This is a genomic window from Nocardioides panacihumi, from assembly GCF_039530925.1.
GTDB classification, from domain to species: Bacteria; Actinomycetota; Actinomycetes; order Propionibacteriales; family Nocardioidaceae; genus Nocardioides; species Nocardioides panacihumi.
In genome coordinates, this window is record NZ_BAAAPB010000001.1 from 565,422 (window position 1) to 588,949 (window position 23,528).

Annotated in this window: 20 protein-coding genes; 12 read left to right on the plus strand and 8 right to left on the minus strand. The window is 69.7% G+C overall.

Annotated elements, in window-relative coordinates; translation table 11 throughout:
* Positions 1 to 27 precede the first annotated feature (27 nt).
* The gene (locus ABD205_RS02705; protein ID WP_344042145.1) at positions 28 to 963 is read left to right on the plus strand and encodes an alpha/beta hydrolase; all 936 of its coding nucleotides are present in this window, start codon (positions 28 to 30) and stop codon (positions 961 to 963) included.
* A complete protein-coding gene (locus ABD205_RS02710; protein WP_344042147.1) occupies positions 956 to 2,533 on the plus strand; it encodes a flavin-containing monooxygenase in 1,578 nt (525 codons plus the stop codon). Before ABD205_RS02705 ends, ABD205_RS02710 begins: the two co-directional genes overlap by 8 nt.
* A 9-nt stretch (positions 2,534 to 2,542) precedes the next feature.
* Here the strand turns inward: ABD205_RS02710 and ABD205_RS02715 are convergent, their stop codons facing one another.
* The 3 genes from ABD205_RS02715 to ABD205_RS02725 are packed head-to-tail and all read right to left on the minus strand — an operon-like array spanning position 2,543 to position 5,196.
* Positions 2,543 to 3,778, minus strand: a complete 1,236-nt coding sequence (locus tag ABD205_RS02715) for a cytochrome P450 (RefSeq protein ID WP_344042149.1) — start codon at positions 3,776 to 3,778, stop codon at positions 2,543 to 2,545.
* Between the two features lie 30 nt (positions 3,779 to 3,808).
* Positions 3,809 to 4,990, minus strand: coding sequence for an NAD(P)/FAD-dependent oxidoreductase (locus ABD205_RS02720; protein WP_344042151.1), 1,182 nt, complete (start codon positions 4,988 to 4,990; stop codon positions 3,809 to 3,811).
* A gap of 2 nt (positions 4,991 to 4,992) precedes the next feature.
* On the minus strand, positions 4,993 to 5,196 hold the full coding sequence (locus ABD205_RS02725; RefSeq protein ID WP_344042153.1) for a ferredoxin: 204 nt from the start codon (positions 5,194 to 5,196) through the stop codon (positions 4,993 to 4,995).
* A 238-nt stretch (positions 5,197 to 5,434) separates the two neighbouring features.
* On the opposite strand from ABD205_RS02725, the gene ABD205_RS02730 reads away from it, so the two are divergent.
* Complete coding sequence (locus ABD205_RS02730; protein WP_344042155.1) at positions 5,435 to 6,592, plus strand: acyl-CoA dehydrogenase family protein; 1,158 nt, start codon at positions 5,435 to 5,437, stop codon at positions 6,590 to 6,592.
* A gap of 63 nt (positions 6,593 to 6,655) precedes the next feature.
* On the opposite strand, the gene ABD205_RS02735 is transcribed toward ABD205_RS02730, so the two are convergent.
* Positions 6,656 to 8,014 (minus strand): flavin monoamine oxidase family protein, encoded by a 1,359-nt coding sequence (locus ABD205_RS02735; RefSeq protein ID WP_344042157.1) that lies wholly within the window; start codon positions 8,012 to 8,014, stop codon positions 6,656 to 6,658.
* Between the two features lie 227 nt (positions 8,015 to 8,241).
* On the opposite strand from ABD205_RS02735, the gene ABD205_RS02740 reads away from it, so the two are divergent.
* From ABD205_RS02740 to ABD205_RS02780, 9 genes are all read left to right on the plus strand, one after another.
* The gene (locus ABD205_RS02740) at positions 8,242 to 9,798 is read left to right on the plus strand and encodes an AMP-binding protein (protein WP_344042159.1); all 1,557 of its coding nucleotides are present in this window, start codon (positions 8,242 to 8,244) and stop codon (positions 9,796 to 9,798) included.
* A 126-nt stretch (positions 9,799 to 9,924) separates the two neighbouring features.
* Positions 9,925 to 11,172, plus strand: a complete 1,248-nt coding sequence (locus tag ABD205_RS02745) for a cytochrome P450 (RefSeq protein WP_344042161.1) — start codon at positions 9,925 to 9,927, stop codon at positions 11,170 to 11,172.
* 29 nt (positions 11,173 to 11,201) lie between these two features.
* Entirely contained in the window at positions 11,202 to 12,086 is an 885-nt protein-coding gene (locus ABD205_RS02750; RefSeq protein WP_344042163.1) for an NAD(P)-dependent oxidoreductase, read from the plus strand.
* A 108-nt stretch (positions 12,087 to 12,194) separates the two neighbouring features.
* Positions 12,195 to 13,094 carry an NmrA family NAD(P)-binding protein gene (locus ABD205_RS02755; RefSeq protein WP_344042165.1) on the plus strand — a complete coding sequence of 300 codons (900 nt, stop codon included), beginning with the start codon at positions 12,195 to 12,197 and terminating at the stop codon, positions 13,092 to 13,094.
* Entirely contained in the window at positions 13,091 to 13,495 is a 405-nt protein-coding gene (locus ABD205_RS02760) for a cupin domain-containing protein (RefSeq protein ID WP_344042167.1), read from the plus strand. Before ABD205_RS02755 ends, ABD205_RS02760 begins: the two co-directional genes overlap by 4 nt.
* 110 nt (positions 13,496 to 13,605) lie before the next feature.
* On the plus strand, positions 13,606 to 14,715 hold the full coding sequence (locus ABD205_RS02765; RefSeq protein WP_344042169.1) for an NDMA-dependent alcohol dehydrogenase: 1,110 nt from the start codon (positions 13,606 to 13,608) through the stop codon (positions 14,713 to 14,715).
* Between the two features lie 178 nt (positions 14,716 to 14,893).
* On the plus strand, positions 14,894 to 15,583 hold the full coding sequence (locus tag ABD205_RS02770; RefSeq protein ID WP_344042171.1) for a LuxR C-terminal-related transcriptional regulator: 690 nt from the start codon (positions 14,894 to 14,896) through the stop codon (positions 15,581 to 15,583).
* Positions 15,584 to 15,669: 86 nt separating this feature from the next.
* Entirely contained in the window at positions 15,670 to 17,985 is a 2,316-nt protein-coding gene (locus ABD205_RS02775; protein ID WP_344042173.1) for a LuxR C-terminal-related transcriptional regulator, read from the plus strand.
* 72 nt (positions 17,986 to 18,057) lie between these two features.
* A complete protein-coding gene (locus ABD205_RS02780; RefSeq protein WP_344042175.1) occupies positions 18,058 to 19,248 on the plus strand; it encodes a saccharopine dehydrogenase family protein in 1,191 nt (396 codons plus the stop codon).
* A 56-nt stretch (positions 19,249 to 19,304) separates the two neighbouring features.
* On the opposite strand, the gene mftF is transcribed toward ABD205_RS02780, so the two are convergent.
* The 4 genes from mftF to mftD are packed head-to-tail and all read right to left on the minus strand — an operon-like array spanning position 19,305 to position 23,472.
* On the minus strand, positions 19,305 to 20,774 hold the full coding sequence (mftF, locus tag ABD205_RS02785; RefSeq protein WP_344042177.1) for a mycofactocin biosynthesis glycosyltransferase MftF: 1,470 nt from the start codon (positions 20,772 to 20,774) through the stop codon (positions 19,305 to 19,307).
* A complete protein-coding gene (locus tag ABD205_RS02790) occupies positions 20,771 to 21,559 on the minus strand; it encodes a mycofactocin-coupled SDR family oxidoreductase (protein ID WP_344042179.1) in 789 nt (262 codons plus the stop codon). Before ABD205_RS02790 ends, mftF begins: the two co-directional genes overlap by 4 nt.
* Positions 21,556 to 22,227, minus strand: a complete 672-nt coding sequence (gene mftE / locus ABD205_RS02795; protein ID WP_344042181.1) for a mycofactocin biosynthesis peptidyl-dipeptidase MftE — start codon at positions 22,225 to 22,227, stop codon at positions 21,556 to 21,558. The genes ABD205_RS02790 and mftE overlap by 4 nt, the downstream gene beginning before the upstream one ends.
* A gap of 15 nt (positions 22,228 to 22,242) precedes the next feature.
* Positions 22,243 to 23,472 carry a pre-mycofactocin synthase MftD gene (gene mftD, locus ABD205_RS02800; protein ID WP_344042183.1) on the minus strand — a complete coding sequence of 410 codons (1,230 nt, stop codon included), beginning with the start codon at positions 23,470 to 23,472 and terminating at the stop codon, positions 22,243 to 22,245.
* Positions 23,473 to 23,528 lie beyond the last annotated feature (56 nt).

A 23,528-nucleotide genomic window follows, 5' to 3' on the forward strand; every position in this document is an offset into this window, starting at 1 on the left:
CCGTTGGACAGCGCCTCTCGCGCTTTCATGGACGAGCTGGAGGCTGCCGGGACGCCGCCCGTCAGCGAGCTCACGCCGGCCATCATCCGACTGGGTGACATGATCCTTGCGGGTCACAGCGGGCCGGGTCCCGCGGTCGGCTCGGTCTCGGACCTTCGCCTGACCGCCGCCGACGGCGGCACCTTCCGCGTGCGCGTGCTGCATCCTACGCAGAGCCCGCGGGCCGTCGTCGTCTACTTCCACGGCGGTGGGTGGGTGCTCGGCGACATCGACCTGCAGTACGACCACGTCGCCCGTGACCTGGTCAACGGCGCCCAGGTCACGGTGGTCCTGGTGAACTACCGCAAAGCCCCCGAGCACCCGTTCCCCACGGCGATCGACGATGCCTGGACCGCGCTCGAGTGGGTTGCGGACAAGGCCTCCGACCTCGCCCCGGCGGGCGTCCCCCTGGTCGTCGCCGGCGACAGTGCCGGTGGCAACATCGCTGCCGTCCTGGCGCTCCGCGCGCGGGACCGGAACGGGCCACGCATCGACCACCAGATCCTGATCTACCCGGTCACCGACTGCCGCGTGGACACCGCCTCCTACGTCGCTGAAGAGAACCAGCTCTTCCTCGACCGCGAGACGATGATCTGGTTCTGGGACCAGTACCTCCCGGACGCCGACGCCCGCACGGACCCGGAGGCCTCACCGATCCACGCCCCGTCGTTGGCAGGCCTCCCACCCGCTCTGATCTACCTCGCGGCGTACGACCCTCTGCACGACGACGGCGTCGCCTATGCCCAGGCACTGCGCGAAGCCGGAGTGCCGGTGCAGCTCGAGGTTGCCGAGACCCAGATGCACGGGTTCATGCAGATGGCCGGAATCCTCCCCGGCTACGACGAGGGCATCCGACTGCTGAGCGATCACCTGACCACCTGCGCCGCTCCTTCTACCTCGATCGAGGAGTCCCTCCATGGCTGATCACGACGTCCTGGTCATCGGCGCCGGCTTCGCCGGCATGTACCAGCTGCACCTGCTGCGCCAGCGCGGCTTCGACGTGGTCGTGATCGAGGCCGGCGACGACGTCGGTGGGACCTGGTTCTGGAATCGCTACCCGGGTGCGCGCTGCGACATCGAGTCGATCGAGTACTCCTACTCCTTCGACGTCGACCTGGAGCAGGAATGGACCTGGACCGAGCGTTACGCCGCCCAGCCGGAGCTCCTTCGCTACGCCCGTCACGTCGCCGACCGCTTCGACCTGCGCCGCGACATCGTCTTCGGCACCCGGGTGGAGGCGCTCGACTGGGACGAGGTCGCCCGCCACTGGACGGTGTCGACGTCCGACGGGACGACACGCACGGCGTCGTACGTCGTCGCTGCGACCGGCTGCCTGTCCGTCCCCTCGCGGCCGGGCATCGTGGGCCTCGACGACTTCGGAGGCGAGCTCTACTGGACCTCGAGCTGGCCCGACGGCGTCGACCTGGCCGGAAAGAGGGTCGGCGTCATCGGCACCGGCTCCTCCGGGCTGCAGACCATCACTGCCATCGCGCCGGCCGTCGGTTCGTTGACCGTCTTCCAGCGGACCGCCTGCTACGCGGTCCCGGCGCACAACGGTCCTGTCGCCGACCTCCTGCCGACCGTCAAGGCCGACTACCCGGCGCGCCGGGCGGTGAGCCGGATGACCCCGAGCGGCTACCAGTGTCCGGTCGAGACCACGTCGTTGTCCGAGATCCCGGCCTCCGAGACCTCCGCCGCGCTCGACAAGCGCTGGGACGTCGGCGGCCTGTGCTTCACCGACACCTTCGACGACGTGCTGATCGACCCTGCTGCGAACGAGCGCGTGTCGGCGTACGTCCGCGAGCGGATCCGCGCGAAGGTCGAGGACCCTGCGGTCGCGGAGAAGCTGCTTCCCACGTTCCCGATCGCGACCAAGCGGCTGTGCGTCGACACCGGCTACTACGAGGTCTACAACCAGGACAACGTGACGCTCGTCGACATCACCGAGGAGCCGATCGAGCGGGTGACCGCACGGGGCATCCGCGCCGGCGGCGCGGAGCATGAGCTCGACCTGATCATCATGGCGACCGGGTTCGACGCCATGACCGGAGCGCTCGACGCCATGGAGGTCCGCAACGCGGACCGGACGCTGCGCGCGAAGTGGGAGCACGGCCCGCGTACCTATCTCGGCCTGATGTCGGCCGGCTTCCCCAACCTGTTCACGATCTGCGGCCCGCAGAGCCCCTCGGTGCTCTCCAACGTGATCACCTCGCTGGAGTACCACGTCGTGTGGATCACGGATGCCCTCACCAGCCTGCGCGATCGCGGTCTGAGCCGGATCGAGCCACTGACCGAGAACGAGGACAACTGGGTGCAGGCGAACAACGACCTCGCCGACCTGACCCTGATGCCACAGGCCGCCTCCTGGTACATGGGAGCGAACATCCCCGGCAAGCAGCGCGTCTTCATGCCGTTCGTCGGCGGGGTCGGGATGTACAAGCAGATCGCTGACGGCGTCGCGGCCGCGGGCTACTACGGGTTCGAGCTGTCCTGAGCGCGTGATTCAGGCCCGCGGGCCGAGCCTCACGGGCAGCGCTTTGACTTGGTTGATGAAGAGCGACTCGGCGTACGGCGCCTCGCCGACGATCTGCATCTGCGGGTAGCGCTTGAGCGTCTCCTCGATCATCAGGCGCAGCTCGAGCCGCGCCAGCGCGTTGCCGAGGCAGAAGTGGCGGCCCCCTGCGCCGAAGGCCTGGTGCTCGGGGTTGCGCGTGACGTCGAACCGGTCCGGGTCCTCGTACTTGCCCTCGTCGCGGTTCGACGACGGATACCACAGGACGACCTTGTCGTTCTCCTTGATCAGTTGGCCGCCGAGCTCGAGGTCCCTGGTCGCCGTACGCCGCATCATCGAGAACGCAGGGAACATCCGCAGCGCCTCCTCGACGACGCTCGGCACGAGCGACATGTCGGCGAGCACCTTCTGCCGCTCCTCGGGGTTCTCCATCAGTGCCTTCATCGCGCTGACGTACGTCGCCATGGTGCTGTCGTTGCCGGCGCCAATGAGCAGGAGCGTGCCGTACATGATCTCCTCGGCCGAGAGCGTGAGCCCGTCGATCTCGGCATTCACGAGGACCGTGATCAGGTCGTCGGTCGGGTTCGCCCGACGAGCCTCCACCATCTGGGTGACCTCGGCCATCAGCTCGGGCAGAAGCTCGTTCACATAGGCCGGGATCCCGCCCGGGTTGAGGTCCGGGTCGTCACGCCCCATGTAGCGCTTCATGTAGTTGGCCCACTTGACGTCCTCCTCCTGCGGGATGCCGAGGAGTCGGTGGATCACCCGCGCGACGATCGGCTGGGAGACCGCACTGACCAGGTCGCAGGTCTCCTCGCCGTCGAGGCGGTCGAGCACCGTGGTGACGATCTCGCGGATCCACCCTTCGTGCTCCGCGATCCTCTCGACGGTGAAGCCCTTGAGGAAGAGTTGCTTGATCCGGTCGTGCTTGGGCGGGTCCATGCCGATGAACTCCGAGCGGGCGAACTCGATCGGGATCTGGTGGTTGGTGATGTCGATGCCCATGCGCTCGGAGGAGAACGTCTTCCAGTCGCGGCTCACCTTCACGACGTCGTCGGCCTTCGTGATCGACCAGAAGCCCTCCTCCTCCGGCAGCACGGGGATGTTCGGCGACCAGTGCACCGGGCACTTGGCGCGGAGCTCGGCGAAGAGCTCGTGCGGCGGGCCGTCCACCCATAGGGGGAAGTCGGCGAGGGTCAGGTCTTCGGGCAGTCCGTCCGCGGTCATCGGTTTCCTTCTGGAGTCGGGGTCGGTCACTCAGCCGAGCGCCGCCGCCGCGTCGGCGAACGGAACGCCGTTGAGGATGTCGCGCTTGGAGAGCGCGAGCTGGCGCGGGGAGTTGATGCACAGTGCGCCACGCAGTCGGTCGCCCCGGCCGAACAGCGCCACGAGCGAGGAGTCACTGGGCTGGGTCACGTGCACCGAGTCGTCGCCGTTCACGTGCCCGACGAACTTGACCTTGGCGTCGAACTGGTCAGACCAGAAGTAGGGAACCGGGGCGAACGCATTGGTCTCCCCCATCAGGGTCCGGGCGGCGTGCGTGCCCTGCTCGACCGCGTTGAGCCACTGCTCGACGCGCATGGTCTCGCCGAAGAGGCCGTTCGGCCACCGGGCGATGTCGCCGGCAGCGACGACGCCGGGAGCCGAGGTCCGCAGCGTCTCGTCGCACACCACGCCGTCGGAGAGCTCGAGGCCACTGCTCTCGAGCCACCCCGTGTCGGGCACGACGCCGACGCCCGCGACGATGAGGTCCGCCGACAGCACCATGCCGTCGGTCAGGTGGAGCTTGGTGCCGCCGGTCGTGACCTCGACACGTTCGACGCCCGCGCCGACGTGCACCCGCACGCCCTGATCCGTGTGGTGGTCGAGGAACCATCGTCCGATCTCGGTGCCGAGGACGCGCGTCAGCGGAAGGTGGGCGATCTCGACGACGGAGACGTCCAGGCCCATCTTCCGGGCGGTCGCCGCGACCTCGAGACCGATGAACCCGGCACCGATCACGACGAGGTGGCGGCCCGGCACCAGCTCGGCGTGCAGGGCGAGGGAGTCGGACAGGGTACGGACCTCGAAGACGCCAGGCACGCCCGCTAGCGGCGGAAGATCACGGGTCCGCGACCCGGTCGCGATGACGAGGCCGTCGTAACCGAGCTCGCGTCCGTCCTCCAACGCCACCCTCCGGTTGACCGCGTCGAGACCGACGGCGCGCGTGCCCAGGGACAAGCGGACGCCCTGCTCGTCGTACCAACCGGGCTCCTTGAGCAGGAGCGTGTGGTGCTCATGCCCCTCGCGCAGCGCCTCCTTGGACAGCGGCGGGCGGTCGTAGGGCAGCACCTCCTCGGCGCTAACCAGCGTCACCTCGCCCTCGAACCCCGCGTGCCGCAAACCGTCGACGGCATTCACCGCTGCGACGGACCCACCGACCACCACGACGCGATCCATGCTCAGACCCGCTCCAGGGAGATCGCGTTCTCCGGGCACGAGCGCACGGCGCGCTCGGCCTCGTCGAGACGGTCGTCGGCCGGCGTGGGCTCCAGGAGGATCGCCATGCCCGACTCGTCGTCGATGTCGAACAGGTCCGGGCACTCCATCATGCAGCAGGCACATCCGGTGCATCCGTCGAGATCCAGCGTCAGCTTCAGTGCCATGGTGAGGCCTCTCCTTGCGTTCAGGCAGGTACGGCGCCCACTGTCCTTCGGCGTCACGGACCTCGGCGGCGGGAGCGCCGAAGACTGCCCATCCGGGGGGTGCTCGATGCCACGACGGTCAGGCGACCGGCCGGGCCATCCCCCACCCGGGCACGGGCGTGGTCGGAAACCAAGTACCCGTCGCGCGGATGCCTACATTCGACGGCCGAACCACGTATCCGAACGAGCTGAGGTCCCCATGCAACGCACCGTCTTCGACGACGACCACGAGTCCTTCCGCAAGACCCTGCGCGCGTTCCTCGAGGCCGAGGTGCTGCCCCACTACGACGAGTGGTTCGCGGCAGGGGTCGTCCCCAAGGACCTGTACCTCAAGCTCGGCGAGCTCGGTCTGTTCGGGATCTCGGTGGCCGAGGAGTACGGCGGCGCGGGACTGGCCACGCACAAGTTCACGGCCGTCGAGTACGAGGAGATCGCCCGCGTCGGCGTCCTCCTGGGCGGCTCCAGCGCACACGTCCTTCTCGCACTCCCCTACCTGCAGATGCTGGCCACCGACGAGCAGAAGGCCCGCTACCTGCCCAGCTTCGTCACCGGTGAGGAGATGTGGGCGCTCGCCATGACCGAGCCCGGCGCCGGCTCGGACCTGGCCGGGATGCGGACAACGGCGAAGCTCTCGGCCGACGGCAGCCACTACGTGCTCAACGGTGCGAAGACCTTCATCACCGGGGGCGCTCTGGCCGACCGTGTGATCGTCGCGACCCGCACCAGCCCGGCCAAGGAGGACGACCGTCGCTTCGGGATCTCCCTGTTCGCGGTCGACACATCGCTGCCCGGCTACTCGGTCGGGCGCAAGCTCGACAAGCTCGGCCTGCGGACCTCCGATACCGCCGAGCTGGCGTTCGTCGACGTGTCGGTCCCCGCCGAGGACCTCCTCGGCGATGAGAACCAGGGCTTCTCCTACCTCGGCAAGAACCTCGCCTCCGAGCGGTGGGGCATCGCCCACGGCGCCTACGCCCAGGCCAAGGCCGCGGTCGAGCTCGCGAAGGCATACGCGACGGATCGCAAGGTGTTCGGCCAGGCCGTGTCCAGCTTCCAGAACACCAAGTTCGAGCTTGCTGCCTGCCAGGCCGAGGTCGACGCGGCCGAGGCCGTCACCGACCGCGCCCTCGAAGCACTGGACGCGGGCGAGCTCACCGCTGCTGAGGCCGCGTCCGCCAAGCTCTTCTGCAGCGAGGTCGCCCACCGCGTCATCGACCGCTGTCTGCAGCTGCACGGCGGCTACGGCTTCATCAACGAGTACCCGATCGCGCGCCTCTACGCCGACAACCGGGTCAACCGGCTGTACGGCGGCACCTCCGAGGTGATGAAGCTGATCATCGCCCACGACATGGGCCTCTGAGCCTCTGAACGAGACGAGAGGCGCGGCCAGCACCTGCTGGCCGCGCCCTCGTCTCGTCTCCAGCTACGACAGGCTCTCCAGCGTCTTCACCGCTGCGCGCTGGCCGGCGGCGGCGGCCGCCGCCAGGGACGGGTCGCCAAGGTAGTCGCCGGCGAACCGGATCGGGCCGAGCGGCCTACGCAGCGTCGTCTGCGATGCGTCGCGCTTGCCCGGCTCCCAGAAGGAGACCACGCGCGGCTGCCGCTTCACGACCACGTTGTCGATCTGACCGTCGAGCTCCGGGAACATCGTGATCAGGTCGCGCAGGAAACCGGCCTCGATCTCCTCATCAGGGAGCTGGGCGAGCTTGTCGGCCGCGGACCCGCCGCTGAAGAGCGTCAGAGCGCCGCCCGGCTTTCGGGGGCCCTGGGCCCGTAGCGGGGCCGCATGGTTGAACAACATCTGGAAGGACAGCTCGGGTGTCGAGATGCCGTAGTAGTCGTCCCAGCGCTGCGGGCCCTGCTCGTTCGTGAAGAGCCCGACCAGGATGTAGCGGCCGTACTTGATGTCGGCCAGCGCCGTGCGCTGGGCCTCCGGCAGGTCAGGCATGATCCCGAGGGCGCAGTCGGCCGGGGTGGCGACGACGGCGCGCTTCGCCCTCAAGCGCACCGGCCCGTCCGCGTCGACGTACTCCACGGTCACGTTGTCGTCAGTCCAGGTGATCCGCTGGACCTCGGCGCCCAGGCGCAAGCGGTCGCCGAGCTCGTAGGCGAGCGCGTCGGTGAACGTCTGATTGCCTCCGACCGGCAGAGCGAAGTTGGGGACCTTGGCCGCCTTCTCCAGCGCGGTGCCGATCGAGATCGCCAGCTGGGTGGCGGCGGTCTCGTGGGGGTCGCAGCCGATCCACTGGCCGGCCCAGGTGGCGAAGAGGGCGACCATCTCAGGGGACCGGACGCCCACCATCAGCGCTTCGGTGCCGGACTGGGAGTCCAAGCGAGTCTGGATCGCTCGCGCTGCCTCGGCGTCAGTCCCGAACAGGCGGCGGCATGCGTACTTGATGCGCAGCCCGACCCGCGCGAGCTCGAGCTTGGCGGCGAACGGCATGCGGGACCGCAGCAGAAGCAGCGGCGGGTTGTCGGTGGTCACCAGCCGGCCCCCGAGGTACAGCGCCGCCTTCCGGCCGGCCAGAGTCCCGCGTTCGATCCCGTAGCGGTCCATTACGTCGAAGAGCGGACCCTCACCCTCGGTGAACTGGGTGCCGACGTTGAGCCAGTAGTCACCGTGTCGGACCGACTCGACGCGGCCACCCGGTCTCGTCGCGGCTTCGAGGACGACGACGTCGGCCGACCCGGCCAGCGTCGAACCTGCGACCAGGCCTGCGGCACCCGCCCCGACGACAACGACTTCACACTGCTGCTCACGCGTCCTCACATCACTCGGCATGAGGCGATGGTCGCCGACCCCCGTCAGTGACGGCTCCGTTGCCGAGTCACGGCGCCCGGCCGGGGGATGGCAGCCACGCCGTCCCGTCTTCTCCCCCAGCCGGGTGCCGTTGGCGAGCGGCACGGCGTCGATCGGCACCGAGAGGGTTGGCTGCCCTCTCAGCCACCGCCGCGCGCACTGCTTCGATCGGGGCCGGCCCGCCGGCCCTATGAAAGGGACTCTCCATCATGGGTGACGCCACCGTCTTCGCCGTGCTCCAGGAGCAGGCCGAGCGAGCACCTGATGCTCCTGTGCTCCTGATCGACGGCAAGGAGTGCTCACGCGCGCAGCTGTACGAGTCTGTGCACGCCGTCGCGGCGGGCTTGCGAGCCCTGGGTCTCGATCCCGGAGACCGGGGTCTGATCGTGTCGGACAACCGCCTCGAGACCGTGGTCGCCTGGTTGGGCATCGACTCCGCCAGGATGATCGACGTCCCGATCAACCCCGAGGCGCGCGGCGCCTTCCTCGAATACCTGATCAGCGACTGCACCCCGCGAGTGATGATCGGGCTCCCGGAGTATCTGCGCTCGGTCGCCGAGGTGGTCTCCGAGCCCCCCGAGTTCGCCGTGCTGATCGACCCCGACGAGGGCCGTCTTCCGTTCGGGAGCACCACCCGCCACCTGACGTTCAGCGAACTGGTGGAGCTGGGGCGCGACGGCACCGTCGAGCCGCCGCTCGAGAGCGATATCGCGACGATGATCTACACGTCGGGCACCACGGGGCCGTCCAAGGGAGTGCTGCTTCCTCACGCGTACCAGGTCGTCTGGGCCCGCCGAGGCGCGGCCGCCCTGGGTCTGCAGCCGGGCCAGACCGGCTACACGCCCGAGCCACTGTTCCACTCCGACGCTCGCTCCTACGTCCTCGCTGCCCTGCTCACCGGTGGTCGAATGGCCCTTGGCCAGCGGTTCAGCGTGAGTAGGTTCTGGGACGACGTGCGAGACGCCGATGCGTCGTACTTCGCGTACCTCGGCACGATGCTGTCGATGCTGTACTCCGCAGAGCCCGCCGACACCGACCGCGACCACCCGGCCGTCATCGGAGCCGGCGGTGGCGTCCCGGCGGCACTCCAGCGCAACTTCGAGGAGCGCTACGGCGTCAAGCTGATCGAGATGTACGGCATGACCGAGGCGCTGTGCATCACGCACAACACACCGGAGCGCAACCGCCTCGGGTCCGTCGGTCTGCCCACCCCCGAGCTCGAGACGCAGCTGGTCGACGCGGAGGACAAGCCCGTGCCGGTCGGCGCGGTCGGTGAGCTGATCGTGCGCCCTCGTTCGCCGCACATCATCATGGCGGGCTACTGGAACAAGCCGGAGGCGACCGTTGCGGCCTGGCGCAACCTCTGGTTCCACACGGGTGACCGGATGCGCTCGGACGAGGACGGCTACCTGTACTACGTCGGGCGGTTGAAGGACTCGATCCGGCGCCGCGGCGAGAACGTGTCGGCCTGGGAGGTCGAGCTCGCGCTCACCAAGCACGTGGACGTCCGCGAGGCGGCCGTCATCGGCGTGCCGTCGGATCTCGGCGAGGAGGACGTCGCGGCTCTCCTGGTGCTGCGCGAAGACGCGACCGTCGACCCCGTCGCGCTACGCGGCTTCCTAGCGGTCGACCTCCCCAAGCATGCGCTCCCGCGCTTCATCGAGATCGTCGCCGAGCTGCCGAAGACTCCGACGGAGCGGGTCAACAAGGACCAGGTGCGCACCCGCGGCATCACGGCCGCCGCCTGGGATGCCGAGAGCGCCTGAGCCCGCGTCGCCGGTCGACGTTCGACACTCCCCCAACCGGGCGTACCTGTTGCCGGGGTCACATCCGGTGCAGACACGCGACCTACGTTCGCGATACCCGAAACGACCCCGACGTGGGAGGAACCCATGACTGCCATCGACGACGACAGCTTCACCATCGCCAACCCCGAGCTGTGGGTCGACGGCCCCCCGCACGAGGTGTTCAAGGAGCTGCGCGGCAAGTGTCCTGTGCACCACTCGTCCGGCGTCGTCGGCGTTCCGGAGGCCAGGGGCTTCTGGTCGATCACCAAGGCCGAGGACATTGCGAAGGTCAGCCGGGACTGGAAGACGTTCTCGTCGAACCGCGACGGCGCGGTCGACCTTACCTGGGACGGCATGCCGGAGGACCTCAAAGAGGCGCAGAAGCTCGACATGATCAACCTCGATCCGCCGCGGCACGACCGGCTCAAGCAGCTGTTCCTCGCTGGCTTCACGCAGGAGCGGGTCGCGGCCGAGGAGGCGAAGGTCCTCTCGGCGGTCACCAACGTGCTCGACCGGCTCGACGGCAAGGAGACCTGCGACCTGGTCAACGACATCTCCAAGCCGATCGTCGCTCGCGTCATCCACGGCTTCATGGGCATCCCCGAGGAGGACGACGCGCGCTGGATCCACAACATGAGCCGCTACGTCGCGATCGACGACCCGCACTACAACCCGGGCGGCCTCGAGGAATGGATCAACGTCTTCCTCCCCGACCTGATCGGGCAGTGCTTCGAGCTCATCGAGCAGCGCAAGGCGAACCTGGGGGACGACCTGATCAGCATCCTGATCAAGGCCGAGGTCGAGGGCGACAAGCTCACTGACGAGGAGATCATCGCCGGCATGCTGCTGCTCTTCGCGGCCGGCAACGACTCGACCATGGCCACCTTCACCAGCGCCATGATCGCGCTGATGCAGAACCCGGACCAGCGCCAGAAGGTGCTCGACGACCTGTCGCTGGTGCCCAGCGCGGTCGAGGAGGCGCTGCGGATGTTCCCGGCCTTCACGCTGATGCGTCGTACCGCGACCAAGGACACCGAGCTCAACGGCGCCGAGATCAAGGAGGGCGACTCGGTCGTCCTCTGGTACCCCTCGGCCAATCGCGACGAGGACAAGTACGAGAACCCCGACACCTTCGACGTCACCCGCAACCCCGAGCACCAGGCGTTCGGTGCCGGCGGCCGCCACTTCTGCCTCGGCAACGCCCTGGCCCGGCTCGAGCTGCAGACCATGCTCCGCGAGACGCTGTCGCGCTACCCGCAGATGGAGATCATCGGCGACGCGCCCTTCGCCGAGTCCTACTTCGCCAACCAGCGCATCACGCTCCCGGTCCGTCTCGGTCCCCGTGCGTCCTGACCCATCCACTGCGAGCAGAAAGCGAACACATGACTGAGAGCACCAAGACGTACGACGTGGCCGTCCTCGGCTGCGGCCTGATGGGCGCCGCCCTGGCCCGCAACTTCGCCGCTCAGGGCCTCACCACCGCCGCTTGGAACCGGTCGCCGGAGAAGGCCGAGGCACTGGCGTCGAACGGCGTCACTCCGGTGCGCGACATCGCCGACGCCGTGCGCGACGCCAGGCTCGTGGTCGCCTGCACCTCCACGTACGACACCACCCGGGAGTCACTCGCGGGCGTCACCGAATGGGGCGGCACCACGCTGGTCAACATCGGGACCGGCACTCCGAGCCAGGCCGAGGAGATGCAGGCCTGGGCCACCGAGCGCGGCGCCCGCTACCTCGACGGTGCGATCCTCTGCTACCCGCAGCAGGTGGGGACCGAGGAGGGCATGATCCTCTATTCGGGGTCCCCGGAGGCATGGGCCGAGCACGAGCAGGCCCTGATGACCCCCGGCCCCTACTCGGCGCTCGTGTCGGACAACATCAAGGCAGCGAGCGTGCTCGACGCCGCGGTCGTCGGCGGCTTCTACTCCGCCGCGCTCAACGCCTACGTCGAGGCCGTGACCTACGCGTTCTCCCAGGGCATCGATGCCGAGACGCTCAACGCGATCAGCGAGATGACGTTCCAGGTCATCGCCGCGACCGGCAAGGAGTGCGTGGCGGCGATCGTGAACGATCAGCACGAGACCGACAGCGCCTACCTCGGCGTGTACGCCGAGGGCTGCCGTGCCACCCTCGGCGTCATGCAGGAGGCTGGCTTCAAGGCCCGCCTTCTCGAGGCTGCGGTGAAGAACCTGGGCGAGGCCGAGGAAGCCGGTCTCGGAGGGCTCGGCTTCTCGGCGCTCACGAAGGTCACCCGCACGAACGCCTGATCCTCCGCGAGGGTCTCGAGAGAGCCCCGGACCCGCAGACCTGCCCACCTGGGGGTGTCGCTCGCCCTGTGGCGCAGCACGACGGCGGTCCGGGGCTCTACTCGTCCCATGGGAAAGACATTGATCCTCGGCGCGACCGGCAACCTCGGTGGCCTCACCGCTGGCCACCTGCATCGCAGCGACCCCCTCACCCTCCGGCTCGCGACGAGCCGCGAGGCGGGTCTCCATCGACTGGAGCGACGGTTCCCCGGGGCCGAGGCCGTGCTCTGCGACTGGAACGAGGAGGCCAGCGTCGTCGAGGCCATCAAGGGCGTCAGCCGGGTCCTCGTGGTCACCCCGGACATCGTCACCGACGAGTCGGTGGTGACTCCGAACATCATCCGGGCCGCTCGGAAGGCAGGCACCGTCGAGCTGCTCGTGCGCCTGCTCGGAATGCCGCCTGGTTTCACCCTGGAGCAGGCCGACCCGGCGTACGTCGCCGCGCGCTGCGGAGCGGGGCTGCACGTTGTCGCCAAGCCGCTGCTCGACACAAGCGGCCTCCCGGTCTGCTACGTCAACGCCCCAGCGTGGCTGATGTTCAACCTGCCGTCGTTCGTGGCCACGGACGTCAAGGCGAACCGCCGCGTCGCCATGCCGGCCAGCACCGACTGCCCCCGCATGTGGGTCTCGGAGGGCGACGTCGCCGAGATCCTTGCGCAGGTCCTGTCCGGTGATCCTGCGGACCATGTCGGGCAGGAGCACGTGCTCACCTCGCCGACGCGCCACGACTACTCGGGCTTGGCGGGGGTCTTCACCGAGGTCCTCGGCGAAGCCGTGACCTACGTCGACGACGACCGGCCGCTGCGGGAGGCGATGGGTGGCTCGTTCGACCAGCTCATGACCTACCTGAGCCACGAGACCGGGTCGTACGCCGGAGTGCAGCACGTCGACACCCTCGCCCGGATGCTCGGCCGGCCCGCTGAGACGCTCGCCGACTACATCACAGCCCACAAGGAGTACTTCCAGTGACCACGATCCACCCCGTCCCCGCGCGACGCGACCACCTCGACGGCAGGAACCTCCCCCCGATGCCGATGTGGCCGGCCGAGATGATGCCGCGCCCGATCGCGACCAACCGCAACGTCGTGTGGTACTCCGGGGAGGACATCACCACGTGCGTCTACGAGTCCGACGAGGGCTCGGTGGCGTTCGACGACCTGCCCTACGACGAGCACGTGCACGTGCTCCACGGCCAGGCGGTCCTGACGTCGGCGGACGGGCGGGTCGACACCTACGGCCCCGGCGACTGGTTCGTCGCACCCAAAGGTTGGTCCGGCACATGGGAGATGACCGGCGGCTACCGGGAGCTCATCGTGTTCCACACGGCGTCCCTGCTCGCTGCGGCGAAGGAGTGGGACATCGACGGCTGACTCGGCACGTCCCCCACTCGGGTGTCGGCTGTCTGCGAAGGGCGACGGCGGTGCGCATGAAACCTAGCGTCGGCGTATTGCCTTCCCACGAACCAGACAAGGACCGCGCCATGAAGACCACCGCCGCCGTGCTGACCGAGGTCGGCAAGCCGTTCGAGATCGTCGAGCTCGACCTGGACGGCCCCCGGGAGGGCGAGGTCCTCGTCCGGTATGTCGCAGCGGGCCTCTGTCACTCCGACCTCCACCTCATGAAGGGCGACTTCCCGTCGCGTCTGCCGATCGTCGGCGGCCACGAGGGTGCCGGCGTCGTCGAGGAGGTAGGCCCGGGCGTCACCAAGGTCAAGGCCGGCGACCACGTCCTGGTCAGCTTCATCCCGAGCTGTGGCGAGTGCCGTTGGTGCCGCACCGGGCACCAGAACCTGTGCGACCTCGGCGAGTTCCTGCTCGACGGCCAGCTGCCAGACGGGACCTTCAGGTTCCGCCTGGACGGCGAGGATGCGGGCGGCATGTGCTCGGTCGGCTCGTTCTCGCAGTTCGGCACACTGTCGCAGCACTCGGTGATCAAGGTCGACGCGTCGCACCCGCTGGAGAAGGCCGTCCTGGCCTCCTGCGGCGTGCCGACCGGTTGGGGCACCGCCGTCAACGCGGCGGGCGTCACGGTCGGCGACACCGCGGTCGTCTACGGCTCGGGCGGCGTCGGCATCAACGCCGTGCAGGGCGCCGCGGCCGCCGGCGCGAAGAACGTGGTGGTCATCGACCCGGTCGCGTTCAAGCGGGACACAGCCCTCAAGCTCGGCGCGACCCACGCCTTCGCCGACGCCGAGACCGCCCTCGAGGCCGTCTGGGAGATGACCAGCGGCCAGGGCGCCGAGAAGGCGATGGTCATCGTGGGCGACGTGAATCCCGAGGTGGTGACCCACGCCTTCAACGTCGTCGGGAAGGCCGGCACCGTCGCCATCACGGCGATGGGTCCGTGGGAGGACCTCAGCATCCAGCTACCCGCGGCGCAGCTCGCGATGTTCCAGAAGACGGTCAAGGGCTGCATCTTCGGCCAGTTCAACCCGCAGTACGACGTCCCGAAGCTGCTCGGCCTGTACCAGAGCGGCCTGCTCAAGCTCGACGAGCTGGTCACCCGTGAGTACAAGCTCGAGGAGGTCAACCAGGGCTACGAGGACCTGGTCGCCGGCGAGCTGATCCGCGGCGTCATCCGGTTCGAGTAGAGGCGACTCGCGTGTGACGTCGCTCACCGAACGGGTAGCGACCCAGGTAGTTCCCCGGGTGTTCCAGGTAGTTCCCCGGGCGACTCTTCTGGCTCACGCTCCATGACGCGGAGCTGACCAGAGGAGGAACGATGGGTGCACCTCGACACCAGCCCGACACGAGCAAGGCGGCGCGAGCATGAGCGCCGTCCTCGCCCTCGAACCCGTCCTCGCACCGAGCCTGGTCGCGGCGCCGGAGCCCGTCCTTGGAGGACCGGACGCCGAGGATCGCTGTCAGCTCCAGCGCGTGCTCGTCGTCGAGGAGAACGAACTCGTCCAAGCGGGTCTCCGTTCGATCCTCTCCGAGCAGCCGTGGGTGGCATCCTGTCTGGTGGCGAGCTCCGCCGACGTCGCCTGGCATGTCGCCCAGCGGCACCACCCTCAGCTGGTGCTGGTGAGCACCTCGCTTGCCTCGCGCTCGGCGCTGGAGCTGTGCCGTGCCTTCCGCGACCGGATGCCGCACGTGCGGGTCGTCCTCATGTCCGGCGAGGGTCGGGTCTCGGCCGCGATGGCGCTCAGCCACGGCGCGGTCGGATCGTTGTCGAAGCAGATGCCGCGCCAAGTGATCGCCGGCGCTCTGCAGCGGGTTGCTGAGGGCGCGAAGATCTTCCCCAAGGACAGCGGCGTCACGGGGGCGCAGCTCTCGCCGCGCGAGCTGGACGTCCTGCAGCACCTGGCGCGCGGCCTGAGCAACCCCGAGGTCGCCGATCTGCTCAATCTCTCCCGACACACGGTCAAGCAGCACACCAGCGCGGTCTACCGCAAGCTGGGTGTCCGCAACCGGGCGCAGGCGGCCAGCCGGGCGCAGGAGCTAGGACTCCTGGCGTGAGTGCGGTCGAGCGATTCCACTGACCTGATGCTCCCTGCCGGCGGTAACATCTCGGCAGTTACCCCTGCGACATCACCGAGGACCTGATGGCTTCACGGTCGGCGAAGGCGCCGTCGCAGATCCCGGTCGAGCTGACCAGCTTCGTCGGCCGGCGACAGGATCTCGCAGCGGTGCGACAGCTGTGTTCGACCGCCCGGCTGGTGACGCTGACCGGTTTCGGTGGGGTCGGGAAGACCCGCCTGGCCCTCCGGGTGGCCACCGACCTGCGCCGCGCCTTTCCGGACGGCGTCTACCTCGTCGAGCTGGCGTCACTCACGGATCCCGCGCTCCTGCCCCACACCGTCATCGACGCGATGGGCATCCAGGACCAGTCGTCGCGAACACCGGTGACAGTGCTCGAGGAGTACCTCCGAGCCCGCCACCTGCTGCTGATCCTCGACAACTGCGAGCACCTCGTCGACGCGGTCGCCGAGCTCGCCGACCAGGTCCTGCGCTCGGCGCCCGAGGTCCGCATCCTCGCGACGAGCCGCCAAGCGCTCAGGATCGACGGCGAGTACGTCTACCCGGTCGCGCCGCTGCCGGCACCCCACCCGGAGACGGCGATCCGCCCCGGAACCGCCCTGCAGTACCCGGCGGTGATGCTCTTCGCGGAACGCTCCGCAGCCGTCGTACCCGGCTTCGAGCTGACCCCCGAGAACGAGGACGCCGTGGTCCGCCTGTGCCAGCGGCTCGAGGGCATCCCCCTGGCGATCGAGCTGGCCGCAGTTCGACTCCGCGTGCTGACTCCTGCGGAGCTGGTCGACCGGCTGGACGACCGGTTCGGCCTGCTCCGTGAGGGCAGCCGCAACCTGCCGCAACGGCACCAGACGCTGCAGGCGCTCATCGACTGGAGCCACGACCTGTGCACCCCTGCCGAGCAGGCGCTCTGGGCGCGCGCCTCCGTCTTCGCGGGCGGGTTCACCCTCGACGCCATGGAGGCGGTGTGCACCGACACGGACCTGCACGCCACGGCCGTCCTGGACACGGTCTCCGGGCTGGTGGACAAGTCGATCTTCCTGCGCGACGAGCACGCGGGTCACGTGCGCTTCCGGATGCTGGAGACACTGCGCGCGTACGGCCAGGCCCAGCTCGCCGCAGCCGGCATCTTGGAGGAGTTCGGGCGACGACACGTCCGCTGGTGCCTCTCGCTCGTGGAGACGGCGGGTGATGAGTGGGTCGGGCCGCACCAGAGCGAGTGGGCTGCTCGGCTCGAGACCGAGCACGCCAACCTGCGCCGAGCGCTCGAGTTCGGCACGTCCGAGGTCGGCGAGGCCCGCACCGCACTGCGGATGGCGGCCGTTCCCTGGCTGTGGGGCGGGACGAGTCATCTGAACGAGGGCAGGCTCTGGCTGGATCGCGCGCTCGCACTGGACTCCGAGCCGTCGCACGAGCGCGCGTGGGCGCTGGCCACCGCGGCCTACATCGCGACCTTCCAGGGGGACGACGTGGCGACGTCGACGCTCCCGGAGGATGCCCTCGGTCTCGCGCGTGAGCTGGACGATCCTGCAGCGATCGCCTACTCCCTCCACGTGCTCGGCATGCGCCAGACCGTCAGCGCGGACCCCGCCAGCGCGATCCCGCTGCTCACGGAGGCGCTCGAGGGCTACGTCCGGACAGGGGTGCAGGTGCAGTATCCGGACAGCCTGCGGGTCGAGCTTGCGGCGGCGTACCTCTTCCAAGGTGAAGTGGACGAGGCGGCGACCATCGTCGACGCGCTGTACGAGCAGTGCCAGACGAACGGCGACCGCTGGAACCTCTCCTACGCTCTGTGGGGGCAGGGATACGTCGCACTGGTCCGGGGCGAGCTCGGGCGGGCTGAGACGCACCTCCTCGAGGCCCTCGCGATCAAGCAGGAGATGCACGACGGCGTCGGCCTGGCCTTCACCCTGGAGCTGTTGGCGTGGACCGCAGCGGCTCAGCGGGAGACGACGCGATCGGCCATCCTGTTCGGTGCTGCCGACTGGTTGTGGGAGAGCGTTCTCGGGACCCCCCATCTCGCGGGCCAGCGCGAGCAGTTCGAAGCGATGGCTCGCCGGCAGATCGGCGACGCGGAGTTCGAGCTGGCGCTGGGCCGCGGAAGGTCGATGTCGACCGACGAGGTGGTCAGGCTGGGGCTGCGCCAGGAATCCACGCCCATGAGCAGCCACGACGTCGCGCGCGCGGAGGTGGCCCTGACCCGGCGACAGCAGGAGGTCGCGGAGATGATCGCGGCCGGAATGACCAACAAGGAGATCGCGGCTCGTCTGGTCATCTCGTTGCGCACCGCAGAGGGGCACGTCGAGGGCATCTTGACCAAGCTCGGCTTCACGACGCGCACGCAGATCGCGACCTGGCTGGCGCAGCAGTCCGCCGACCACCACTGAGCCACTCCCCCAGGTGGGCAGAGAGCACCTGCCGGCGGTCCGGCGTCCCGACGTCCGGGTGACGATTCGTGCATGAACACGAACCACACCGCATCCAAGCGGGTGCTCGTCACAGGCGGGGCCGGCGAGATGGGTGCCTACGCGTGCCGCGTCCTGGCGCAGGCCGACACCGTCGCGCAGGTCGTGGTTGCGGACCGCGACGACGAGAAGGCGGCCAAGCTGGCCATCGACCTCGGGCCGAAGGCCACGTCGCTCGCGCTGGACATCGCCGACTCGGACGCGCTGTCCGCCGCCCTCACCGAGGTCGACATCGTGCTCAACTGCGCCGGTCCGTTCTACCGGTTCGGTCGTGAGGTGCTCAGCGCGGCCATCGCCGCCGGCACCGACTACCTCGACATCTGCGACGACTGGGAGCCCACGCTGGAGATGCTCGAGCTGGACGACGCCGCCCGAGCGGCCGGCGTCACTGCCGTCATCGGCATGGGCGCCAGCCCCGGCACCAGCAACCTGCTCGCCGTGCTTGCCATGGACGAGTGCGACACCGTCGACCGCGTCTACACGTCGTGGCGGGCATCCGCCGCCCACTTCCCCCGGGCCGGTGAGGGTCAGGAGTTCCCGGACGCCACCGCCGCCATCGAGCACTGGGTGCACAACTGCACCGAGCCGATCAAGCTCTGGCGCGACGGCGGGCTCGTCGACGCCTACGGCCTGGAGGAGACCACCCTCACCTACCCCGGCATCGGCACCGATCCGGTCTGGGTGTGCGGGCACCCCGAGCCCCTGACGCTTCCACGCTTCCGTCCCGAGGTGCGCGAGTCGCTCAACGTGATGAGTGCCCGTCGCGGCCTGATGGACGCCATCACCCGCATCGCGGGACGTGTACGGAGCGGTGAGCTCGACGTCCGACAGGCCTCCGACGAGCTGCTGCGCCAGCCCAACCTCAGCGGCAGGGACGCCGGGCCATCGCCGGCGCTGCCGAGCAACATCTTCGCCATCGCCGAGGGCACCAAGGACGGACAGCGCGTCCGCGTCGGTGCCCAGGCACTCGTCCAGCCTGAGCGCAACATGGGCGAGATGACCGGGATCCCGCTCGCGGTCGCCGCGCTGATGGCGGCGCGCGGCGAAGTCCACCAGCCGGGCGTGCACGGCCCCGAGGGCGCGATCGACCCGAAGACCTTCTTCCACGACCTCGCGCAGTACGCCGACGTGCCGCCGGCCGACGGCGTGCCCGTGTACGAGGTCGTCACGGAGGCCATCGACTGAGCCAGCGCCGAGCGTGACGCCGAGCGGCGTCACACCGGCTGCCTGTCCCGCGGACCCTAGGACCTCGGCAGGCCGCGCTTGTTCGTACCAGTTCGCGTGATGGCGATGGCGAGCGCGCGCCACGACCTCCGTCGAAGCGCGCCGGACCAGAGACCGAGGCCGTAGGCGAGGTCGTCGAGTCGTCGGCCCAGCGCTACCTCGGCCAGGCCGAGGCGGGGGCTGTCGTCTCGCCTCAGCGGACGGTCGACGGTTGCGGCGACGATCGCGTCGACCACGACCGCGCTGGCCATCGCCCGTCGTGCGGTCGGCGACACGGTGGCGAGCACGGCGGCGGCCGGCCACCAGTGGCGCAGGAGGAGAGCCGACTCCTGGCGCGCTGCCCACCCGAGCCCGCGAGCGGCGAGCGCCGCGGCGGACGCTCTGCGGCCTTCGAACTCGGGCAGTGCTCTGTGCACTGTCCGGGCAGCCCAACCGGTCGCCACTGCGGCGCCGAGCAGTGACCATCTTTTGCGCATGAGGAGCCCGGCACCGGCTGCGGCCATCAGGGGCGTCAGCCGAGCGACGGCGACGGCGTCGCCGTGCCGCTCAGCAAGAGCTGCGCCGCCGCTTCCGTAGGCGACCTTGCGGCCGAGCCATCCGGCGATCGAGTCGCGTACGTCATGGCAGGCCTCGAGCGCGGGTTCGTAGCGGACCCTCCGGCCGGCGGCGACGAGGCGCCAGACCAGGTCGACGTCCTCACCGACGCGCATCTGCTCCGCGAAACCACCGGCGTCCAGCAGCGTGCTGGTCCGCCCCACGAGGCAGGCGCTGGGCAGCCACCCGACGGCCGCGCCCGGCTTGACCGAGCAAGCGCGGTCGCCGAGGGCGAGGGAGGAGGAGGCGGCGTCAAAGCGTTCGAACCACTTCGGTCGTGCCGATCGGACCATCCCCCGCACCAGCGGTCCTGCGAGCGCCACCAGTGGGTCGTGCAGATGCCCGGCCAGGGTCAGGAGCGTCTTGGCCTCGACGGTGACGTCGGAGTCGACGAACGCGACATACGGGGTGCCCACCTCGCACAGGCCGGCGTTCCGGGCGCCGGCCGGCCCGAGGTTGACCGGGAGCAGCACGAACGCGGCCCCGTGTCGTGCCGCCACCCCCGCGACGGTGTCGGGGTCGAGCGAGGCGTCGTCGACGACGATGACCGCGATCCCGGCCAAGACGCGCAGGCAGCGGTCGAGCTGCTCGGGGCGGTCACGCACCGGGACCACAACGGTGATCTCCTCGGGCTCCACGCCAGCGGCCAGGACGGGATCGGCCAGGTTGGCATCGAGGAGGCGCCGAGCGACGGTCGCTGAGGTCTCGTCGGTCACCTCGACCGTGCCGCCTTCGACGAGTCGGCGAGCAGCCGGGGCGAGAGCCATCGCACGCAGCGGTGACCCTCCGACGAGGACGACGGAGCCTTCCTTGCCCTGGTTCTGCCGCACGTCGTCACGAATCCGGACCGCGAATCCGTTCGGCAGCCTGTCGACGGCGACCGGGACGCTCATCCGAGGAACCCTCCGTCGGCGTTGATCACCGAGCCGTTGAGCGCGGCGCCCTCGCGTGAGCACGCGAAGGCGATCGTGGCGGCGAGCTCCTCGCTCGTGAGAGTCCGCTGCAAGAGCTGGTGGTGGGCGAGCTCGGCGGCGCTCACACCATAGAGGTCGGCGGTGGCCGCGAGCATCGGTGAGTCGGTCGAGCCGGGCGAGACGGCGACGGCGGTGACGCCGGTCCCCACCAGGTCGGCGGCGAGGCCACGCACGAGCCCGACGACGGCGTGCTTGACGGTGGTGTACGCCGCCAGGTGGAACAGGCCCCGCTCCCCCGCGCTCGAGGCGATCGCCACGAATCGGCAGCCCGACGGATCGGGTCCGGCCAGCATCGCGGGGACCGCGGCGGCCGCAGTGTTCCAGACACCACGCAGGTCGATGTCCCACTGCAGGTCGAGGGAGGTGTCCTTCCACAGCGGTACGCCGCCCGCGATGACGGCAGCGGCAGCGACGGCGACATCGAGCCGCCCCCAGCGATCGACGGCCCGCTCGACTGCCGAGGCCAGCACACCCGGATCACGGACGTCCCCGACGACGGGATCGACCGTGCCGGGCGGAAGATTGGTGACCAGGGCATCGAGGTCGGCGACCGTCGCTTGTGGGTAGCCGGCGGGGCTCTGCACCCCGGCGCACCAGTCGAGGGCGACGACGTGGGCGCCGTCTGCGACGAGGCGGCGTACGGCGGCGGCGCCGATGCCCCGCGCCGCACCGGTGACCAGGGCGACCCGAGAAGGCGTGATCACACCACCACGACCTGCGTGCGGACCCGGTCGTAAGCGTCGCTCACCATGCGGCGCAGCAGCTGCTCGCCCTCGGCTGCGCTGGCGCCGACGGGGTCGCCGAGGACTCCGTTCGCCGACACCGCTGCGACGCCGCCGGCTCGCAGCCGCGGCAGGAGCTCACGTAGCGACCCGGTGTTCCCGGCCTCGGCGAGGTTCAGGCGAACGCGGGTGGGGTCAAGGCGGAGCATGAGCGAGGTCTCGCTGCGGCCGGCATGCAGGTCACCTCCTGGGGTGGCGCATGGAAGCCACGACACGTGCCGGCCCTCCGCGCGCAGCAGCGTCACCGCGGCCTCGAGAGCGTCGAGGTTGCCGCCGTGGCCGTTGACGAAGACGACCTGGGCCGCCCACACGGTCAGGGATCGGGCCAGCTCGACCAGCACCGAGGTCAGCGCCTCGGTGCCGATCGAGATCGTGCCGGCGAAGGCCTGGTGCTCGCCGCTCGCGCCGTACGGAACGGCCGGCGCGACCCGTGCCCCGAGCAGGGGCCCGAGCTCGTCGGCGACCGCGCGGGCGATGGTGGTGTCGGTGTCGAGTGGCAGGTGAGGTCCGTGCTGCTCGGTGGACCCGACCGGGACCAGGACGGTGCCGCCGCGGGTCAGGTCGGGCCACACGGCGTTGGACAGGCTCATCGGATGCTCACATGGTCAGTTCGGTCGGACGCCGAGCGCGCGGTGGAAGCCGTCCGGCACTAGGAGGTGCTCGGGGGTGAGCTCGTCGGTGGAGGAGACGCCGAGGCCGAGGAGGGCGGAGTCGATGCCCATGCGCAGCACGTCGAGGACGTTCTCCACGCCGGTCTGGCCGTTGGCGGCCAGGCCCCACAGGTACGCGCGGCCGATCATCACCGCCCGGGCACCCAGCGCGACCGCCTTGACGACGTCCGAGCCCCGACGTACGCCGCCGTCGAGCAGCACCTCGATCTCGTCACCGACCGCGGTGGCGATCGGGTGCAGGCACCGGATCGAGGCGGGCGTGCCGTCGAGGTTGTTCCCGCCGTGGTTGGACACCGAGATCGCGTCCACACCCGCGTCAACGGCACGCTTCGCGTCGTCGACGCGGCACACGCCCTTAAGCATGAACGGGGTCCCGGACAGCTCCGCCCAGGTCTGCCGGATCCAGGCGACGTCCTCCCAGCTCGGGGGCGGGGTGTTCATCCACTCGTAGTAGGCGCCGAAGAACGTCGGCGCCGCGCCCCCGTCAGCAGGTGCGAGGTTGGGGGCAGTGAGGTCAGGGATGACGCCAGCCTTCGCGAACTGCTTCATCCAGCGCAACTTGGTGCCGACCTTCGGGGCCATGCGCACAGCGGTCTTGAGATCGACCTTCTCGGGGATCTCCGGGCTGCCCCAGTCCCGACCGATCGAGAACGACCAGTCCAGGGTGGCGATCAGGCCCTTCACGCCGACCGCGTGGGCCCGCTCCATGCGGTGCACCATCACGTCGCGGTCACCGGTCCAGTACATCTGGAACAGCGTCGCCGGATTGGCGGCGACGACCTCCTCGACCGGCTTGGAGGCGAAGTTCGACAGGCCCATGATCGTGCCCCGCGCAGCCGCTGCGCGGGCGACCGCGACCTCGCCGTCGGGGTGGACGGCCTGGACGCCGGTGGGGCTGATGATCACCGGCAGACTGACCTGCTCGCCCAGCACGGTGGTCTCCATCGACCGCTTCGAGTGCTGGCCCGCCACGTGCGGGGCCACCCCGAGCTCACGGAACGCGGCCTCGTTCTCGGCGATCGTCTGGCCGCGCTCCGACCCGGCGACCAGCGCACCGTAGACAGGCTTGGGCAGCCGCTTGCGGGCACGCTCCTGGGCGACGGCGACGGACTCGAACCACGGGTTCTGCTTCCACGGGTTCTCGAGCCAGGCAGGGCGGGTCATGGGAGATCTTCCTTCGGTTTGAATCCGCGTCGGCGGGCGGTTCGGGGGCCTGGCCC

Bases quoted from the DNA above. Each gene is read 5' to 3' on its own strand.
- ABD205_RS02705 (WP_344042145.1), top strand. From the start codon at position 28: ATGGACGAGCTGGAGGCTGCCGGGACGCCGCCCGTCAGCGAGCTCACG.
- ABD205_RS02710 (WP_344042147.1), top strand. From the start codon at position 956: ATGGCTGATCACGACGTCCTGGTCATCGGCGCCGGCTTCGCCGGCATG.
- ABD205_RS02715 (WP_344042149.1), bottom strand. From the start codon at position 3,778: ATGACCGCGGACGGACTGCCCGAAGACCTGACCCTCGCCGACTTCCCC.
- ABD205_RS02720 (WP_344042151.1), bottom strand. From the start codon at position 4,990: ATGGATCGCGTCGTGGTGGTCGGTGGGTCCGTCGCAGCGGTGAATGCC.
- ABD205_RS02725 (WP_344042153.1), bottom strand. From the start codon at position 5,196: ATGGCACTGAAGCTGACGCTGGATCTCGACGGATGCACCGGATGTGCC.
- ABD205_RS02730 (WP_344042155.1), top strand. From the start codon at position 5,435: ATGCAACGCACCGTCTTCGACGACGACCACGAGTCCTTCCGCAAGACC.
- ABD205_RS02735 (WP_344042157.1), bottom strand. From the start codon at position 8,014: ATGCCGAGTGATGTGAGGACGCGTGAGCAGCAGTGTGAAGTCGTTGTC.
- ABD205_RS02740 (WP_344042159.1), top strand. From the start codon at position 8,242: ATGGGTGACGCCACCGTCTTCGCCGTGCTCCAGGAGCAGGCCGAGCGA.
- ABD205_RS02745 (WP_344042161.1), top strand. From the start codon at position 9,925: ATGACTGCCATCGACGACGACAGCTTCACCATCGCCAACCCCGAGCTG.
- ABD205_RS02750 (WP_344042163.1), top strand. From the start codon at position 11,202: ATGACTGAGAGCACCAAGACGTACGACGTGGCCGTCCTCGGCTGCGGC.
- ABD205_RS02755 (WP_344042165.1), top strand. From the start codon at position 12,195: ATGGGAAAGACATTGATCCTCGGCGCGACCGGCAACCTCGGTGGCCTC.
- ABD205_RS02765 (WP_344042169.1), top strand. From the start codon at position 13,606: ATGAAGACCACCGCCGCCGTGCTGACCGAGGTCGGCAAGCCGTTCGAG.
- ABD205_RS02770 (WP_344042171.1), top strand. From the start codon at position 14,894: ATGAGCGCCGTCCTCGCCCTCGAACCCGTCCTCGCACCGAGCCTGGTC.
- ABD205_RS02775 (WP_344042173.1), top strand. From the start codon at position 15,670: ATGGCTTCACGGTCGGCGAAGGCGCCGTCGCAGATCCCGGTCGAGCTG.
- ABD205_RS02780 (WP_344042175.1), top strand. From the start codon at position 18,058: ATGAACACGAACCACACCGCATCCAAGCGGGTGCTCGTCACAGGCGGG.
- mftF (WP_344042177.1), bottom strand. From the start codon at position 20,774: ATGAGCGTCCCGGTCGCCGTCGACAGGCTGCCGAACGGATTCGCGGTC.
- mftE (WP_344042181.1), bottom strand. From the start codon at position 22,227: ATGAGCCTGTCCAACGCCGTGTGGCCCGACCTGACCCGCGGCGGCACC.
- mftD (WP_344042183.1), bottom strand. From the start codon at position 23,472: ATGACCCGCCCTGCCTGGCTCGAGAACCCGTGGAAGCAGAACCCGTGG.